The organism is Flavobacterium sp. N3904 (assembly GCF_025947305.1).
GTDB lineage: Bacteria > Bacteroidota > Bacteroidia > Flavobacteriales > Flavobacteriaceae > Flavobacterium.
Genome location: NZ_CP110009.1, coordinates 1,405,531 through 1,423,635, shown reverse-complemented (window position 1 = coordinate 1,423,635; position 18,105 = coordinate 1,405,531). Strand labels below are relative to the sequence as shown.

Genomic DNA, 18,105 nt, shown 5'->3' with positions numbered 1-18,105 from the left:
GCTACTTGATAAAGTAGGCGTGCCAAAAGGGAAAATAATCTCAACTACTGGAGGAGTATTGAGTAAGATTTATCAATTAGATTCAAGATTATAAGATTTGAGTTCGATTCTATTTTTTCAAAGATTAGAAATTTCTCTTTTTTCCACATTTTTTTTATAGGCGTGTTTTTTTGTTGGAGAACTTTTCATTGACTTGTTTTTTTTGCTTTGATAAATTCTTTTACAGCAACAGCAATTACTTTTGCAAGTGGAACAGGAACACCATTACCAATCATTTTAAATTTTTTTGACATTGATATTTCACTAGGTAAAACGTAACTATCTGGAACTCCTTGTATTCTTAAAGCTTCTCGAACCGACAATCGTCTATTTTGATAAGGATGTAAATGAACTTCATTATTTCCATAACAAGCAGTTGGGCTATATCTATATCTATGTAATCGCTTAAAAGAAGGTCTATTTGTTTCACCTTCTTGTATATTTAGTAGTTTATTAAGATTAGGTTTTAAAGGGAAATATTCTTTTGCGTTATCAATTATTAATTCGTTTTCGGGTGATACTAAACAACTTTCAACGCATAATTCTATTTTTAAATTTAAAGGTTTTACAGGATTTTCTCCAAAAGGAGTCATATTACCCCATTCATATTCTTTAAGAACATTTATATTTTGCTCATTAACAGGAAAGGGAAACCAGTTTGGTTTGGTATTTCCTTTTATCAAATTTTTCTTTATACCAATAAAAAAAACTCTTTCTCTATTTTGTGGCACTCCAAAATTCAAAGAATTAAGAACTTTAGAATCAACATGATATTCTTTTTTTACTTTTTTCAATAATTTATTTAAAAACTCACTTGTTTCTTTTCTTTTTACTAAGCCGGTAACATTTTCCATAACAAAGAAGGTTGGCAACAATTCTAATATTTTATTTAAATATATTACTGTTAATTTTCCTCTTTCTCCACTGAATCCTTTAAGTTTTCCATTTAGACTAAAATCTTGGCAAGGTGGCCCTCCAATCATGCCAAAAAAATTTGGTTTCCCATTAGGAAATGCTTCGTTAATAATTTCTTCAGATGATATTTCAACTATGGATTTAGTATTAAAAATTTCTGCTTCTGTTTCATTTCCTAATGATTTTCTCCATGAAGTTATTCCAGCAGCATGAAGTTTTGCAAATGTTTCATCAAATTCGTTTGTCCAAACAATTTCAAAACCTGCTTGCTCAAACCCCATATCCATAAACCCCCCACCAGAATAAAAAGAAAGTATAGGGGTTTTTTGTTCGTATTCATTATTCATAAACTATAGTAAAGTTGTTAGCAGTTGCGTTTAGTGACTGCCTTGTTTTTTTTAAATTGTAAAATATCACATTTTTACCAATAAGAGATTCAAAATCCCCTTTTTTTTCTTTTGTAAATCCATTTATCAGAATTTGTTTGCCTAGTGTCTTTATTTGTAAGCCCAGCGTATCATTACTGAATTGATTAACCTTTTCAATTGTACCAAATAAATCATGTACTTCTTCAAAATTAGTAGTTAGCCAATTTGAATAAAAACCACATGCTGGCCTGTAAGAACAATATCTGCAGTTCTCCGTTGAAGGTTTTGCAATTGATTTTATATCATTTTTTGTAATGAATGAATTTGTAGTTGCAAGAAAATTTAATACTTCTGAGTAGATTATTTCGCAATCAGTATTTTTAAACTCCACTTCAATAAAATCATTTGATAAACTTACTATAAATAGTGCTTTCGGGTATTTTCCATTCATTAAAAAATACAAATGAGCATAAAGTTTTAATTGAATTTCATATTCTTTTTTTACGACTTGCTCACTTATTCCGCTTTCATCAATTGCATCAGAATAAATTTTCCCAGTTTTAAAATCTAAAATTGTTGTTCCCGAATCATTCTCAATTATTAGGTCAGCTATACCGATAATGCTTTTATCTGAGTTTTCTAACCTCTTTTCTGAATAAAATTTATTTGATGAGGTATCTAAAGAACTTCTGATTTTTTCTTGCTTCTTCCGCAAGATATTTTTGATTTGATTTTTTTTCAAAGCAAAGTCAGTAACAAAATATTTCAAAGGTGTTATACTTGCTAAGCCTTTTTGTTTTAATTCTTCCTCTTTCTTGTTTACTAAATCAGTCCAATTTTCAGTAAATGTTTGTTCATCATTAATTACTCCTTTTGAAATTAGCTCTATCATTTTGTGAATGATTGAACCACAGTGAGCATTAGCATTTAATGGTAACAAAGATTGATACCCAAATGAATTAGCTAAAACTAATTTGTAAGGGCAACTAATGGCTGAATGATATTGACTTGGAGAAATATGAGTCAGATTTTTTATTTTATAGTCGTTTAACTTCTTAATCATTTATTCATAATTTTCTCAAAGCACCAACCAATTCTTCTTTGAAGATTAAATGTGTCTAAGCATTCAAAATCATCTTCGATACTTCCGCCTTTGCCTTGAATGTAATCATGTGCCTCGCTAATCCTATTGGTGTACCAAGCATCTTCTTCTGGATTTTCTAATTTCCAAAATGGATGAACTATCAAAATTATTTTTCGCCTTCCGTTCTTTATAGCACCATGCTTTATTGCGGGCAATCCATTGAAATCAATCACGTAATCTTCTTTTGGCTGTCCTTCTTTGACAAAGAAACTTTCAACAAATTGGTCTCTCAATGTTATGGCAAACGTTAACCAACTTTTTATTTCAATTTTATCGAAAACACCATCTGCACCTGACTTATAATTTTTGTCTTTGAAGATTCGCAAAATCCCTATCCCTAAACGCCAATCCAACAGGCTATGCCAATTCATATTTCTATAAACCTTCAAGCAGTCATAACAAGCATCATAGCATCTGCCTTCGTGTTCTTGTGAATGAATTCTTTGAATGTATGTGTCAATTGATTTTGGCTCCAATGCTTCATCAAGCATAAATTCAAACTCTTCGTAAAGTTTTCTTACAAAACCGGACCCATTAGGCAATTCATCTGTTAGAATTATTTCAGCAACATTTTTCTTTATTATATCATCAATTTCTATCTTGGTAATATCTGCAATTTCAATTTCTGTTGGGTCAACATCAAGTGTATCTGCCAACACTCGTTGTAATAAAAATGCACTAGAATAAAATCCTGCTCTTACTCCCAAACTTTGTCTTTCAAAATAATTTGGATTGTCTTTAAGATTGAACATATCTAAATGCAATTCCGATGGAACAGAGGTAGGATAGAATTTTAAAATTTCTGTTTTTTTATTTATTGCAAGTGCTAACGGTTCCTCTTGAACTCTATTTAAGAATTCAATACTGTAACCATCTTCATTGATAAAAGGATTGTTACCTCTAGAAGGTGTTGGAACAAAAGTGTCTTGAATCCACTGATTTTTGAACACTGATTTTTTACGGGTTTCAGGATTAAAATTACCTACTTCGTAATAGCTACCTGTATAAAATTTATCACCGTTAGTATTGATTCTCCAAGTAACATCCTTATCGGATATAATAAGTTTTGTATTTGCTACATTTTTTTCATCACGGTTTGCATCACCTTCTGTTGAACGGTCTGCATAAATTGGTGGTCGGTTTGTAACAAAGTCGGCTTCATCTCGGCTATCTGCGCCTAAAAGAAAATTTCCTCTATATGCTTTTGGTGATTTGATTTTAAATTTACCGTATGTGTATATGTCGAAATTACCACAATTAAGACACTGCAAATTTGTTGGCTCATCATCTTCAGCAAATGATTGATTGTAGCCACACTTTTTACATCTCTCCATCCATCTGCTTAAATAGAAAGGCGAATTGCCAGTTAAGCTATCTTCTTTGTTAGTTAATATATCTCTTCCTCCATTGCTTGATTTAATGATATCAGAAGTAAAACCAATGGACTGATAGATTGCTTTGTCTTTTGTTTTCTGTGCACCTGGGGCAAAATCATAAACAGCCATTGCTTGAGCTCTGTCAATTTTCAGAGTTTCATTATTCGGTGCTGTCCCATGATAAAAATATTTTACATCAGTTGGCATTCCAAACATTGGAAGAATTCCGCCTTCAGCAAATTTTTGAGAAATATCATCAGTAGGAATCTCACCATTCAGAATCACGCTTTCCACTTTAGCTATAAAACCGTCTGTTGTTATTGTATCTGTAAAGTAATTTTGAAATGGCACTTTAAGAAGACTTAGCTGAGAAGGTGTGATGCAGTCAATTACTGATTTAATAGAAGCATGATTTGCATTTACCCAATTTGTTATGTGCGTTTTGTAACTATTCCAGTTGTGAGCTTTTCCAAATACCCCGTGAATGCTTGATTTATTTTCATCAAAGTTTTCATTCACTTCAATTGTCAAGTATGCTTGTCGTAAAATTTCTTTTGAAATTAATCGCAAACAAATTCTCTCTTGCTTCATTGTCAGGAATGGAGTAGGTGGACTGTCACCAGTAATTTTTTGAGGATTTGAAAAATAAAATTCATCATGACTTCTACCTCTACAAAATGTAAGTATTATAGAATATGCTTGTCCTCGCCTTCCAGCTCGTCCAACTCTTTGTTGGTAGTTGAATCTTTGCGGTGGCATATTTGCCAACATTACCGCTTGTAATGCTCCAATGTCAACTCCAACTTCCAATGTTGTTGTTACACTGAGTAAATCAATTTGTTTTACAAGTGGATTCCCTTCTGCCTTCAAAACAACATTTCTAAAATGTCGTTGCCTCTCAAATTGATTGTCTGTTTGCCCTGTTAATTCCTCACAATGAATTCTTATCGGCTCTCTGTTTTGAATCATTGCAGAATGAGATAAATAATTTTCCTCCCAAACTTTTTCACAAGTTGTTTTATTTGAAGGGTCAAGTTGGGATTTTGTTTGCGTGCAAACTCCACCAGAAAAATGAAGATGTGCTCTTCTACTCCTACTACTTAACCAAACCTCATCATTTGCCGTTGATGCTTTGATAAATAAATCTTCAAATTGTAAGCCTGTATTTCCCTTTAGCAGATTTATTTCTGTAAGCAATTCAAATATGTTTTGTCCTAATAGTGTATCGGAAATTGAGAGGCGGTCAGCAACATTGCGGATATAACCTTTACATAAACTTGGAAAATTATTGTACGTAATAATATCAAACGGAAAATTGTCTTCATCAACTTGATTGTGATTGTACTTATCTCCTAAAATTCTGATTGAAGAATTTACAATTTCAAGAAAAACTTTCGGGGCTAATCCAACTGCACCTGCATATTTTAAAAGCGCTGGTGTCCCTGGATTGATTGTTAAATAACCTAATGCAGAACTTTCAAACGAATAAAACAAAGAAGCAAAAAACATATTCGCCATTTTTCGCAATGTTCCCTTTTTTATTTCTCTGATAAATTCGTCATCAACTCCTTCGGCCCATTGTTGTGGATTCTCAAAGTTAATCACTTTATACCAAGGAATTTTAGCATCGGGTGTTGACTGCAACCTAATGTCGTTGCCTCCCGGATTGATTCCTAACTCTGCTATTCGTTTAACTAATGGAGCTAAGTTTAGATTGTTTGTGTAGTCAATTAAATCTCTGACTTTAATAATTCTTGTTTCAATTTCTTCAATTTTTCGTAAGGCAAAATTCTTTTCGTTTATTGCTTTCGGTGTTGTTCTTGTAGTGTTCGCATCATTCCAAACATCATCAACTTCATCAACAAGGTCATTGTATGTTAATCTAAACTCTGTAATTTTTCCTGTGTCATTTGCTTTGAATGCTTTGAGGATTTCATGTTTAATTATTAGCCGACTGTTTAACTCACGAATTAAAAGTTCTCTCAATAAATCTATAAAATGATTTCTCTCGATACCATTTGCTACTTGTGCAGAATCTTCCCTGCTATCTGAAAATACAACTAACTTTCTTTCGTCTTGTTTGTTTGGTAGTTGATACATTAACTCTTTAGCAAACATTTGACTTGACTTGGCGAAACCCGTTCTGAAACCTCTTATTGATGAAATTTTATTTTTAACTATTCCCTGCTTATGTTTACTATGATTAATACCACATCCAGGGCAAACACAGGGTGTTGCTTTATGAGTATCTACTATTGCTGAGTTAAATGCAATATCTAATCGGGGAGATTTGTCATGGGCAATTTTGAAATAGTATCCTTTACGCCAGTTAGTAGGTTCTTGCTCTGCCTTCTCGTACGTTTCCTTTACGTCTCCTGAATATATATTTATTGATGCTTTCTCCCAAGTAGAGGTGTAATCTTTTTGGTCGATAGAATTATTTACAGTAGCTTGTCTCCAATATCCATTTGGTCTTTCGTGTGGTTCTAATTCTTGTTTACCTTGCACCCAAAAAATCGCATACTCTTGATAGGTTCTTCTCTCTAAAAGTTTGTGAGGCGTTTTCTCTGGAATTCCTTCAATGTTGGGGCTAAGTGGGAGTAGTTCAAAAAAACTATTTGTATCGTCTGATGCTTTCAATCGGCTACCTCCAAAAAGAGTTGTCCCGCAATTATCACAATAAAGTAATTCTAAAACTCTGTAACCCTTCTCTGATTTTATTTGTGCCTGTGGATATAATTTTCCAACTGTTCTTTCTTCGTCTTTAAATTCATCTGCAATATCTTCCTCATTTAATGAACCCCACAAGCCTTCAATATTGCGAAAGAAATAATGAAACCTGAATCGTGGCAATTTTGATTCATTGTTATTTGATTCAATTTTTTTGTACTCGGAAAGGTCATACATGGAACGCAAAATGAGTAAACCACTAATTGCGTTTCGTAAATCTTCTTTTGAATTTTCTTTTCCAAATATTTTCTCGGTTAAAATATCTTTACTGTCAATATCTCCGTTTGCCCTTAATGAACAAACTGCTCTTTCATTTCCGTCTATTGTACAAGCATTGTATAAACGTTCCCTTAATTCTAATTTTTTGTCAAGTAGAACTTTTAAAACTAACTGTATTGGCTCTACTTCTGCCAAAGTAATATTAGCAAACGATTTCAAAGCATTTGCAGTGACTAAACATTGTTTCTTAAATTTTTCTGAATTAATATTCCCATTGGTAGCATAAAAAACTTCGCTGATTTTTTTGAAAGGTTCAATTGGAAGTTTTTCTGCTTCACTTGAAAGCGGATGGACAAGATTATTTTCACCTTTGATAATAGCAAACGAACTCTTGGCATCTGCAACACCAAAAAAATCTTGAATGAAGTCAATACTCTTTGAATCATCTGCATCAAGCGAAGCAGAAGAAGCAAGTATCTTCAATTGAGGATGATTGGGATGTAACCCTAATCTATTCAAAATAAGTTTTAAAAGATAGGCTACTTCTGTTCCTTGAGTTCCTCTGTACAAGTGCAGCTCATCAATGATTAAATGAAAAACTCTGTTTTCTTTTTCTTTTGTTTTTTCTTCAGTTGAGAGGTCTTTTGAAAATTCATCATCGCAATTGAGCCAATCTCTTGTCTTGTCGAAAATGCCACTGTCAATTTCTCTCATGAGCATAATACTCAACATGGAGTAATTCGTAATCATAATATCAGGTGGTGCAACTTGCATATCAAATCTTGTTCGCATTTCCGCACCGTCTAACCTCGGATAAAATGCAATTAAATCCGCAGCCTCCTCTTCTGATTTCTTTGTTTCTTCAATATGCTCTTTTATGTCATTAGAAGATTTTTCAAGTGCTACAAGTTCCTTTCGTAGTTGTTCAACTTTATACTTGTTAATTTTTTTAACTCCAGTATCATTAAAAGAGTGTAATTCGCCTGATGATGGAGTATTACCAGTGTATCTACCAAAATATATTGAGTTGTTGTTTGCTTTGGTTTTCAACAACTCTCTTGTCTTGTCCGAATCAAGAGCTTTTCTCAATCTTGTAAGTTGGTCTTCAACCAAAGCATTCATCGGATAAAGAATAAGAGCTCTAATAGCTTGCGGTCTGCCATCATTAGGCCTTTGTCTTACTTCAGGACTTAGATTGAAATCTTTGACAATGTCTTTGTCAGCCAAGTCATTCTTACTCCACCAGTAATTTTTATTTGTACCGTTAGATTTTCCCCATTGTGAAAGCTCTTTTGAAAGTTGTGCAAACAATGGTAGTAAAAAAGATTCCGTTTTTCCTGAACCTGTACCTGATGTAATGATACAATGTTTTTTATTCATTGCTTGCTTGAGCATGTTTGCCTGATGTGCATACATAGGAAATGAATCAGAAAACAATCCAGTTTTTACTAATGACTTGAATGTTTCCAACTCTGTATCAGTCATGTTTGGAACTTCACTTTTTGTAAGTTGTGAAATTGTAAAGTTACTTGATTTGTAATCCGACAATGGTTCAATCCAAGGTTCTCTATATAAAACCTTATCAGTATTTAATTTGATTTTTCTCTCTGAATTTACAGAAGTGAATTTTGTATCAAATGCAGTTTCTACATAGCGTATATAGTTGTCTTTGATTGTGTCAAAAGCTGTGATTGGGTCTTTCATTTTTTACCAGTCGTTTTTGAATTGAATACTTTGGTTGAACTTCTTGAATAAATTTTCTGCAAATAATTTGGGAACATTTTGATAAAATTGATAAATCAAATTACAACCATTAATGTTTACACTTTTATAATATGGTACTCGTCCGCTAAGTAACATGATTGATTCTGCAATTAACCGTGGAAGTTGAACATATTTTGGTATTGCCAATTCCTGTGTATTTTCATTGTAATAAATTACTTTTTTATGCTTTTCCGAAAGCAACAAAAACTTTCCCCAGTTCCTATCTACTTCGTATGATTTGTTGTCAATCCAAAGAATATGTGTGTACTGATATCGAACATAATATTCTTGTAATGAAAGATTTTTATCAATCTCTTCAGTATCTTTTACAAACTTCAAAACATTTATGTCAAATACTTTTCTTGCCCATTCATAGTTTGGTCTTTCAACAAACTTATTTGCCAATATATTTCTCTTGTAACCTTCAATTGTTTCGCTAAAACCTTGTAACCCGAACTGTGTAATTTGAGGTTGGGGGATTGGCTTTTCTGTGATTTTAAATTCTATGTTTAAATTTTCTGCGACCCTTTGCAATTTTTTCCATGCATCTGTAGAGTTTTTACAATTTGCGGGCGTAAGCTGAATTAGGTCTGGTAAATAATAAATGTCTAATTGTTTCTCTTGTGGAATAATTTCAAGATTTATCTCATATGTCTGGCAACTATCTTGCAAATTGTCAATAAAAGATTTAGAACGACCTCCAATTAGAATTGCTTTTACAGAAGAATTGGACGGAATTATTACAAATTGGGGTTTGTTGATTGATATTTTATTTAAAGAATAATCATAATCTAAGTAGCCTAAGTAATCGTAAAAGCTAATTGAGGTTTGTTTGACATATTTCGGAGTTTGCTGAAACTTTGAAAATTCCCAAACTTTTTCAATATTCTCAACTGAATCAACAATTTCAGAAAACTCTTCGAACCTTAAATTTCTTTTTGTGCTAAGGATTTGCAAAATCAGGTTCCCTTTTTGAAACTTGTATTCAGCAACATTATTGGCAAATCCAATTGGAGTGTATTTGGAGGAAAAGAAAGGGAATGACCATGAACTTTGTTTTTGCCAATCATTGTAGGTTGTGTTGCTTCCTACAACATAGAATTCCTCATCAGGATGGCTAACTTCTCCAAACCTGTTACGCTTAGTTGAATTTTCATTTACAATGTCAAGCGGATTAAAGTCAATATCACTAATCTGGTAAGGTAGTTCAGAATTGATTAAGTTTTCATTTTCAATCCTCACTAAAAAATTTTGATTACAAATAACATTTTCTGGAATGATAAATTCCTCAGGAATAGCGGAGTTTGGCTTTAAGAAAATACTTTGATTTGTTTCTGTAAATTCTAAAAATACTTTTTCAGTTCCATCAGCACCATCAACATAAATTTTTGGCAGTAAGTTTTTTAGGTAACTTCTATTATCAACCTTAATTCCACCCAGAAACTCTAATCTCTTCTTTGTGGTAACTCGTAAAATTTCTTCTGTTGGATGAGAACTTGGAGGGTTTTTAAATTTGAAGAGATTAAAGCCTGTTGGGATTTTGTCATAATCAATCGGACTGAAATCGCCTTTCAAAAATGTTTTTCCCCAATCTTCAATACTTTGCTTTTTTGAATCGGTGCAAAGCAAATACATCAATGATTGCTTACTAACTTTGTCAGTCTCAATTAAATTGTCAGAAGGTAAACCGAAATATGAACCAGAGATGTAAATTATAATTTCATTTTTTGTCGTGCTTGCTTTCCATTTATTTTGTTCGTCTTGTAGATTTAAACTTTGATTGAAAGAAATATTTATCGGTTTTGAATAACCGTTTCCAGAATTTCGGATTTCGTTTTCTCCTAAATGTAAGTCATCAGGAAAATCATTCTTTGAAAACAAATAATAAAAGTGGTTGAAGGATTCATCCGTTTTAGTCAAATTAAAAGCTGAAAAAAGAGTTGCGTAAACCCAAGCTGATTTTGGTGTTAAAACCTCTTCATCTTCATTATATTCAATTACATATCCTTTCCAGTTTTTGTACTCTCTTATAACAATATCAATAATTATCTTACGGAGTGGATTCTCTTCGTCTGATACGATTGAAATAATTCTAGAACTGAATCCTGCTTCTAATATGCCATGTAGTGTAATCATTCTCTGAAATTGTTTTTCAGGAATAATTGAATAGGGTGCAATATTGGCTTTCCAAAAAATATTTGGAATGTCTCTAATGTTTTTTGGTGTCAATAAACATTGCGAAAAAGCTTTATTTACATACACCCAATTCTGATTTCCTACTCGTCTTTCTTTGAAGTAGCCGTAATCCGTTTTGTAATATTCTTTGCTCCACTTTTCTAAATTGCCCCAAACCCAATCAACATTTTCAATCGTTCCTGTTACTGTGGTTGCAATATTATTCTTGGTTAAGAAATTATTTAAAGGTGGGAAAAAAGAGTTCGTTCTGAATTCATTATTGTCAGTTAATGGAATTATAAAGGCAATCAAGTAGCCAATATAGAATGGATAAACAATCTTAAATGTTGGACTGTAAATTGAAACTCCATCAATGCTTAAGTCAGATTGATTCCCCAATTCAAAGACTATTCGTTCAAATGTCTTCCATTTGTTTGCAACAACTAAAAATTTGTCAATGTAATTACTTTTAGAAGATGTTTCGGGAAACTTACACTTAATAGCTCTACAGAAATCTTCCCAACTTTCAGATTCGTTTGGGAAGTTGAACTTTTGGACACCTAATTCTGAAATTTCTTTCTTTGTTACATATAATAGAACCTCACTCCCTGCTTTTGATGGATTAAAAAAGTATTCTCCGATAATATGATTCCATTGAAGATATTTCATCGTTAAAATGTGCAGTAAGAGCAGAAATTCATTTTTTGAACAATAGTAAACAAATGTTAAAACTTTGTTTCAAATGTATGGAAAAAGAAACACTATCTTTAAAAAACCGTAATATTTTTAATGCAAGAAAATAATAAATTTTTAGCCAGTAATATAAATGTTATTTGTAGTTGTTTATAAAAATATTTATTTTATCTAAGTACACTTTCTAAGTGGTAAAATGGTAAAAATTGTTACATTTTGCATTTTTACATAAATATAAATAATTGATTATCAGATATAAAAAATAGTTCCATTGCTACTGGCAGGCAAGAGGTGATCGGTTCGAATCCGATATTCTCCACATCAAAAAAATTAAAACCCTAAAGTTCAATAAGAACCTTAGGGTTTTTTAGTTTTTAAAAAAAGCTTATTGAATTGGGGTTACTTTTTTGGGTTTCAAAAGAATTTCTTTTATAGTTGAAATCCAATCATCAATGTTACTGTTATTAGTATCTATAGCAATGCTATTATTGTTATAAGGTTCGTATTTTGACATATTGGAACCAGAGAACAAACCAACTGTGGGCGTTTGTGAAGCACTTGCTAAATGCATAATGCCACTGTCGGCACCAATAAACAATGATGTATTTGCAATAAGAGATCCTATTTCGCGAATGTCATTACTGTAAAAAGTTGGGGCCTTAAACGAAATTCTGGAAATGTTTTCGGCGGGTAACACTTCTATAATATTGTAATTTGGGAATGCTGTTTTTAGACGCTCATAAAAAGTCTCCCACCAAGTTTCAGAATAACATTTTACACCAGTCGCATTTGTAAAAATACAAATAGTTTGTTTCTCGTTATTAGTAATTTTTTTTAGTAATTGCTTACCTTCTTCTATTTCAGATGAACTTAATTTTAGGTTTAACGAAGGAATCGGATCTTCATTATTTTTAATTCCAAGGGGAGTCAAATAATTTCTCAGATTGTAAATAGGATATTTGGCGATATGATCGTAATCCATTTGGCTAGTTTTAGCACCGATAGTGGCATCGCCTATAAACTTAAATTTTGATGTAGCATGTTGGGTTGAAAGACGTCCGGAAGAAGAATTTTTCTCAACATTTATAACGAGATCATATTTCTTTTTTTTCAATGACAACCAGGAGGAAAGATATTTGCCAAAATGTTTGAAATGTTTACTGGGTAATTGAATTATCGTATTTACATTTTCATAATTTTTATAAATAAAGGGAGACAATCCGCCTTTTACAAATAAATCTATTTTGCATCCCGGGAAAGTAGCTGTAACTTCTTGAATCAAAGGGCTAATGAGTAATTGATTACCCAATCTTCCGTTGGGTCTGCAAATTAAAATATTTTTTATTTCTGCTCTTCGGAATGATTCTGCATTGGGTTCAAAATTGGAGTGTCCAATGTTTTGGGTTAACCTTTTGGTAAATTTTCTTCTGTAATTATTTATTTTTTTTAACATTTTAATGTATCAATAAAAATGAATTGAATGTGGTATTTAACAAACGTTTCTTTTGCAATTCCAACAATTCCAAATTTCATGCCAAAGCAATTTAAAGAACTGTAAAATAGCTGTAAATTTTGTTCTAAAGATACAACAATAAAAGGTTTTTTGAAGCTTCTACATGTTTAGGATTTACTTAATTTTTAATATAAATCCAAAAAAAAGATAATCTCGAAATGGATTAGAACAAAAAATAAAATATTCATACAAAAACCATTTTTTGAAATGCATTTTGCATTATTAAATTGAATCTCTATTTAAAAGAAAACTTTTCCTATTTTTGTTAGGTACTTAACCTAATAATTTATGAAAAAAATCCTATTTCTGATGGCAGTATCTACCACAATGGCTTCTTTGGGGCAAAACCAAAAACCAACTCCAATAACCTATCCCAAAACTGCAAAAGGCGAAACTGTCGATGTATATTTTGATACCAAAGTAAGTGACCCATATCGTTGGCTTGAAGACGATAAATCGGCTGAAACTGCTGCCTGGGTAATAGAAGAGAACAAAGTGACCTACGATTATTTGGCTCAAATTCCTTTTAGAGATGCCTTGAAAGCCAGACTCGAAAAATTGTGGAATTACGAAAAAATAAGCGCACCATTCAAAGAAGGGAATTTCATTTATTATTACAAAAACAACGGATTGCAAAATCAAGCGGTTTTGTATCGCAAAGATGCCAAAGGCAAAGAAGAAGTTTTTTTGGACCCAAATACTTTTTCAAAATTGGGAACTACCTCATTGGGTGGAGTCGATTTTTCCAAAGACGGTTCCAAAGTAGCCTATTCATTGTCTGAAGGAGGTAGCGATTGGCGAAAAGTAATTTTGATGGATGTCAACAATTTCAAAAAACTCGAAGATACATTGGTCGATATCAAGTTTAGTGGTGTATCCTGGAAGGGTAACGAAGGATTCTACTACTCCAGTTATGACAAACCAAAAGGAAGCGAACTCTCGGCCAAAACCGATCAGCATAAATTGTATTACCATAAATTAGGAACAGCCCAAAAAGACGATCAAGTCATTTTTGGCGCAGACCAAAAACGACGTTATGTAGGCGGATATGTAACCGAAGACAATCATTATCTGGTGATTACAGCGGCCAATTCTACCTATGGAAACGAATTATACATTCAGGATTTAACCAAACCCAACAGTCCTATTGTAATAATTGTAGACAATTTCAATAGTGACAACAACATCATAGAAAACGAAGGCGGAAAACTATTTATAGAAACCGATTTGAATGCACCCAACAAGCGTATTGTGAGTGTAGATGTCAACAGCCCAAAACCAGAAAACTGGAAAGACGTTATCCCCGAAACCGAAAATGTTTTGACACCAACAACAGGAGCAGGTTATTTCTTTGCCAATTATATGAAAGATGCGGTATCGATAATAAAACAATACGAGTATTCCGGTAAGTTGGTACGCGAAATTCAATTGCCAGGTCTAGGAACTGCCGCGGGTTTTGGCAGTAAGAAGGGAGAAAAAATACTGTATTATTCCTTTACCAATTATATTACACCGGGAACGATTTATTCGTTTGAACCAAAATCAGGAAAATCGGCAGTGTATGATAAACCAAAAGTAGATTTCAACAGCGAAGATTATGTTTCTACCCAAGTATTTTATACATCGAAAGACGGAACCAAAATCCCGATGATCATCACCCACAAAAAAGGTCTAAAACTCGACGGAAATAACCCAACAATTCTTTACGGTTATGGCGGATTCAATATTAGTCTGACACCAAGTTTTGGTATCTCCAATGCCGTTTGGATGGAAAATGGTGGAATCTATGCTGTAGCCAACCTTCGCGGAGGCGGTGAATACGGCAAAAAATGGCACGATGCTGGAACCAAAATGCAAAAACAAAACGTATTTGATGATTTCATCGCAGCAGCCGAATACCTGATTGCCCAACAGTATACCTCTCCCAATTATTTGGCCATTCGCGGCGGATCCAATGGCGGATTATTGGTTGGAGCTACCATGACCCAACGTCCCGATTTGATGAAAGTCGCCTTGCCGGCCGTGGGCGTGATGGATATGTTGCGTTACCACACCTTTACCTCGGGTGCCGGTTGGGCTTTCGATTATGGAACTTCGGCAGATAGCAAGGAAATGTTCGAATACATCAAAGGTTATTCTCCCGTTGCCAATGTAAAATCGGGGGTTCAATATCCAGCCACGCTTGTAACTACAGGCGATCACGATGACAGGGTAGTTCCGGCGCACAGTTTTAAATTTGCAGCCGAGTTGCAGGAAAAACAAACAGGAACCAACCCCGTTTTAATCCGAATCGATATTAATGCGGGTCACGGTGCCGGAAAATCTCTCGCGGCAACCATTCAGGAAATCTGCGACATTCAAGCCTTTACACTATACAACATGGGCTTTACAACCTTGTCAATAATCAATAATCCATAAGTTTAATATGGAGCTATTTCCTGCTGTCCACTGTATCCACGCCCAAAAGCGTGGGATACCGTTTCCATCAGGGCTAGGGCTTCATGTTTAAAAATACACGCTTTTTTTATAAATTCTATTTAGTCAAAACATCAATTATTATTCAACTTAAGGGCAATCATAAAAATCTTTGCGATTCTCTGCCAATACTTCGAGAATCTTTGCGTAATAATTAGGCAAATATGTTTGCTCCACATTTCCACGCCGTTTCTCATACTTATTCATTAAATTTGCACTCAAAATAGATCTTCAATGAGCAATATCAGAATCACCAAACAATTTAATTTTGAAACCGGTCACGCTTTATACGGCTATGATGGAAAATGTAAAAATGTGCATGGTCATAGTTATAAGTTATCGGTTACCGTTATAGGAAAACCAATTACAGATCGCAACAATGTGAAGTTTGGTATGGTGATTGATTTCTCGGATCTAAAAAAAATCGTAAAAGAAGAGATTGTCGATCAATTTGATCATGCTAGTGTTTTCAACGAAACGACTCCACATATCGAGTTGGCAAACGAACTAAAAAACCGCGGGCATCACGTAATTTTGGTAGATTACCAACCGACAAGCGAAAATATGGTGGTCGATTTTTCGCAAAGAATTATTCGCAGATTGCCTCAAAACATTCAACTTTTCTCTTTGAAATTGCAAGAAACAGAATCTTCATTTGCCGAATGGTTTGCAAGCGACAATCAATAATCCATACGTAGTTCATGCAATTAGCCAATAACAAAAAAATCTATTTCGCATCCGATCAACATTTCGGGGCGCCAACACCAGAGTTGAGTTTTCCAAGAGAACAAAAGTTTGTGGCTTGGCTCAACAAAGTAAAAGAGGATGCCGAAGCCATTTTTCTTTTGGGTGATTTATTTGATTTTTGGTTCGAATACAAAACGGTTGTACCCAAAGGATTTGTCCGTATTTTAGGAAAGTTGGCCGAAATTCGCGACAGCGGAATCCCAATTTATTTCTTTGTGGGAAACCATGATTTATGGATGGCCGATTATTTTGAAACTGAGTTGAATATTCCTGTTTATCACGACAACAAAGAATTTACTTTTGGAGACAAAACCTTTTTGATTGGTCATGGCGACGGCAAAGGACCAGGAGACTTGGGCTATAAGCGAATGAAAAAAGTGTTTACCAATCCATTCTCCAAGTGGCTTTTCAGATGGCTTCATCCGGATGTTGGAGTGAAATTGGCACAATATCTTTCGGTCAAAAACAAACTCATTTCTGGAGCTGAAGACGTGAAATTCTTAGGTGAAGAAAACGAATGGCTTATACTTTATGCCAAACGAAAACTGGAAACCCAACATTATAATTATTTTGTTTTTGGGCATCGTCATTTACCAATGATTAAGCAAGTAGGCGAAAATTCAGAATATGTTAACCTTGGTGATTGGATTAGTTATTTTACCTACGGAGTTTATGATGGTGAGACATTCGAAGTGAAAACATTCGAAAAATAATCATTTTTTATTGTTTGGATAGATTGCAATTTTATGCGTTCTTAAAATGTAATTAGACATTTTGGCATTATTAGAAAGCTGAAAACGTATAGCATTCGACGCCTTTTTTGGCATATGACATTCCACACAGTTATTTGCCAATAACGAGGCAGGCATTGTTTTAAGAGTGGTTTTGCTGTGTTTTGTATCCTGATGGCAACTCACGCAAATTTTAGAATAGGAAGCCAGATTTGGCGAAGCATTTTCATGAGGATTATGACAGCTAATGCAATCCATTTTTTTGCTTTTGATAAAACACTTGCTTTGTATCAATAAATGATATTGATTCCCATGCACATCAAAAGAGGTAGTATCATTCGGCGCTCTTAAACTTCGAAAATAGTCTGAAAGATTATCCCCCGGCTTAAAATCAAAACGTGATTTCATTTTCATATCTGCATTCCCGGAATGGCAAAGAGCACAGGCGTCTAGTTTTTGTTGTTTATTAAGTGATTGGTAACTCACAATGCTATTGGCTGTTTTTATATTTGGATTTTTAAGATGAAACTCGACATGTTTTTTTGCTGGGCCATGGCAGCGCTCGCAATCAATTCCGTAAACGATTGTTTTTTTATTGATAATATTTTCAATATCCATCGAAAGGAAATTTTGCTCTTCAGAATTTTGATTGACGTTTCTGCTGCTGGCATTAGAACTGTGGCAAGAATAGCAGTCTTTGACCACCATTCGGTTAAAATTGGGTCTGTCAGCGGGAAAACCGGGACTTGTTGCCCAGCTGTTTACCGATGTGTAATAGGAAATTGGTAATTCGTATGTATTATTGTTGTGCCAATAAACAGAAGTTTGCGCGTGCTTGGCACCAAAAACGATTTCAAACCGATGCGCTTCTACCTCTTTTCCGTTTTTGTATAAAACCTGATAAAGGCTGTCGTTGCGTTTTTCGATTGCTAGTTCAGTGTTTTTGTCATATACAAAAACAGGATTTTTTTTGTTGAAACTTCCTAAAACATTTTCCGGAAGTGCGGGTGCGGTTGCTTTGGAATGCGAGCTATGTAAGGCTGATTCGTATTGTACTTTGTGGCATTGTATGCAACTTTCGGATCCGGCATAATCAGTTCCGCGTGGATCAATATATTCGTCAGATTTGTTGGAGCAACTTGTCAAAAATGTTGCAAAAACTGCAATTGCAAAAAGGATTTTTATTTTTTTCATTGCAGTAAATATACTTTTTTTT

General features: G+C 33.8%; 9 protein-coding genes. 3 read left to right on the top strand and 6 right to left on the bottom strand.

Annotation, left to right across the window (positions count from 1 at the left end):
- Positions 1–185: 185 nt before the first annotated feature.
- The 5 genes from OLM57_RS05790 to OLM57_RS05770 form a co-directional block, all read right to left on the bottom strand.
- Positions 186–1,301, bottom strand: a complete 1,116-nt coding sequence (locus OLM57_RS05790) for a DNA cytosine methyltransferase (RefSeq protein ID WP_264566289.1) — start codon at positions 1,299–1,301, stop codon at positions 186–188.
- Positions 1,294–2,385, bottom strand: a complete 1,092-nt coding sequence (locus OLM57_RS05785; RefSeq protein ID WP_264566288.1) for a PD-(D/E)XK nuclease family protein — start codon at positions 2,383–2,385, stop codon at positions 1,294–1,296. Before OLM57_RS05785 ends, OLM57_RS05790 begins: the two co-directional genes overlap by 8 nt.
- Positions 2,382–8,495, bottom strand: coding sequence for a DEAD/DEAH box helicase (locus OLM57_RS05780; RefSeq protein ID WP_264566287.1), 6,114 nt, complete (start codon positions 8,493–8,495; stop codon positions 2,382–2,384). Before OLM57_RS05780 ends, OLM57_RS05785 begins: the two co-directional genes overlap by 4 nt.
- A 3-nt stretch (positions 8,496–8,498) precedes the next feature.
- Positions 8,499–11,399: a hypothetical protein gene (locus OLM57_RS05775; protein WP_264566286.1), complete on the bottom strand. Its 2,901-nt coding sequence runs from the start codon at positions 11,397–11,399 to the stop codon at positions 8,499–8,501.
- 409 nt (positions 11,400–11,808) lie between these two features.
- Positions 11,809–12,876: a glycosyltransferase family 9 protein gene (locus tag OLM57_RS05770; protein WP_319800272.1), complete on the bottom strand. Its 1,068-nt coding sequence runs from the start codon at positions 12,874–12,876 to the stop codon at positions 11,809–11,811.
- Positions 12,877–13,245: 369 nt separating this feature from the next.
- Here OLM57_RS05770 and OLM57_RS05765 point away from each other — a divergent pair, with 369 nt between their 5' ends.
- The 3 genes from OLM57_RS05765 (at position 13,246) to OLM57_RS05755 (ending at position 16,871) form a co-directional block, all read left to right on the top strand.
- On the top strand, positions 13,246–15,354 hold the full coding sequence (locus tag OLM57_RS05765) for a prolyl oligopeptidase family serine peptidase (RefSeq protein WP_264566953.1): 2,109 nt from the start codon (positions 13,246–13,248) through the stop codon (positions 15,352–15,354).
- A gap of 291 nt (positions 15,355–15,645) precedes the next feature.
- Positions 15,646–16,098 carry a 6-pyruvoyl trahydropterin synthase family protein gene (locus OLM57_RS05760; protein ID WP_264566285.1) on the top strand — a complete coding sequence of 151 codons (453 nt, stop codon included), beginning with the start codon at positions 15,646–15,648 and terminating at the stop codon, positions 16,096–16,098.
- Positions 16,099–16,112: 14 nt separating this feature from the next.
- Positions 16,113–16,871: a UDP-2,3-diacylglucosamine diphosphatase gene (locus OLM57_RS05755; RefSeq protein WP_264566284.1), complete on the top strand. Its 759-nt coding sequence runs from the start codon at positions 16,113–16,115 to the stop codon at positions 16,869–16,871.
- On the opposite strand, the gene OLM57_RS05750 is transcribed toward OLM57_RS05755, so the two are convergent.
- Complete coding sequence (locus OLM57_RS05750) at positions 16,872–18,083, bottom strand: cytochrome c3 family protein (RefSeq protein ID WP_264566283.1); 1,212 nt, start codon at positions 18,081–18,083, stop codon at positions 16,872–16,874.
- Between the last annotated feature and the right edge of the window lie 22 nt (positions 18,084–18,105).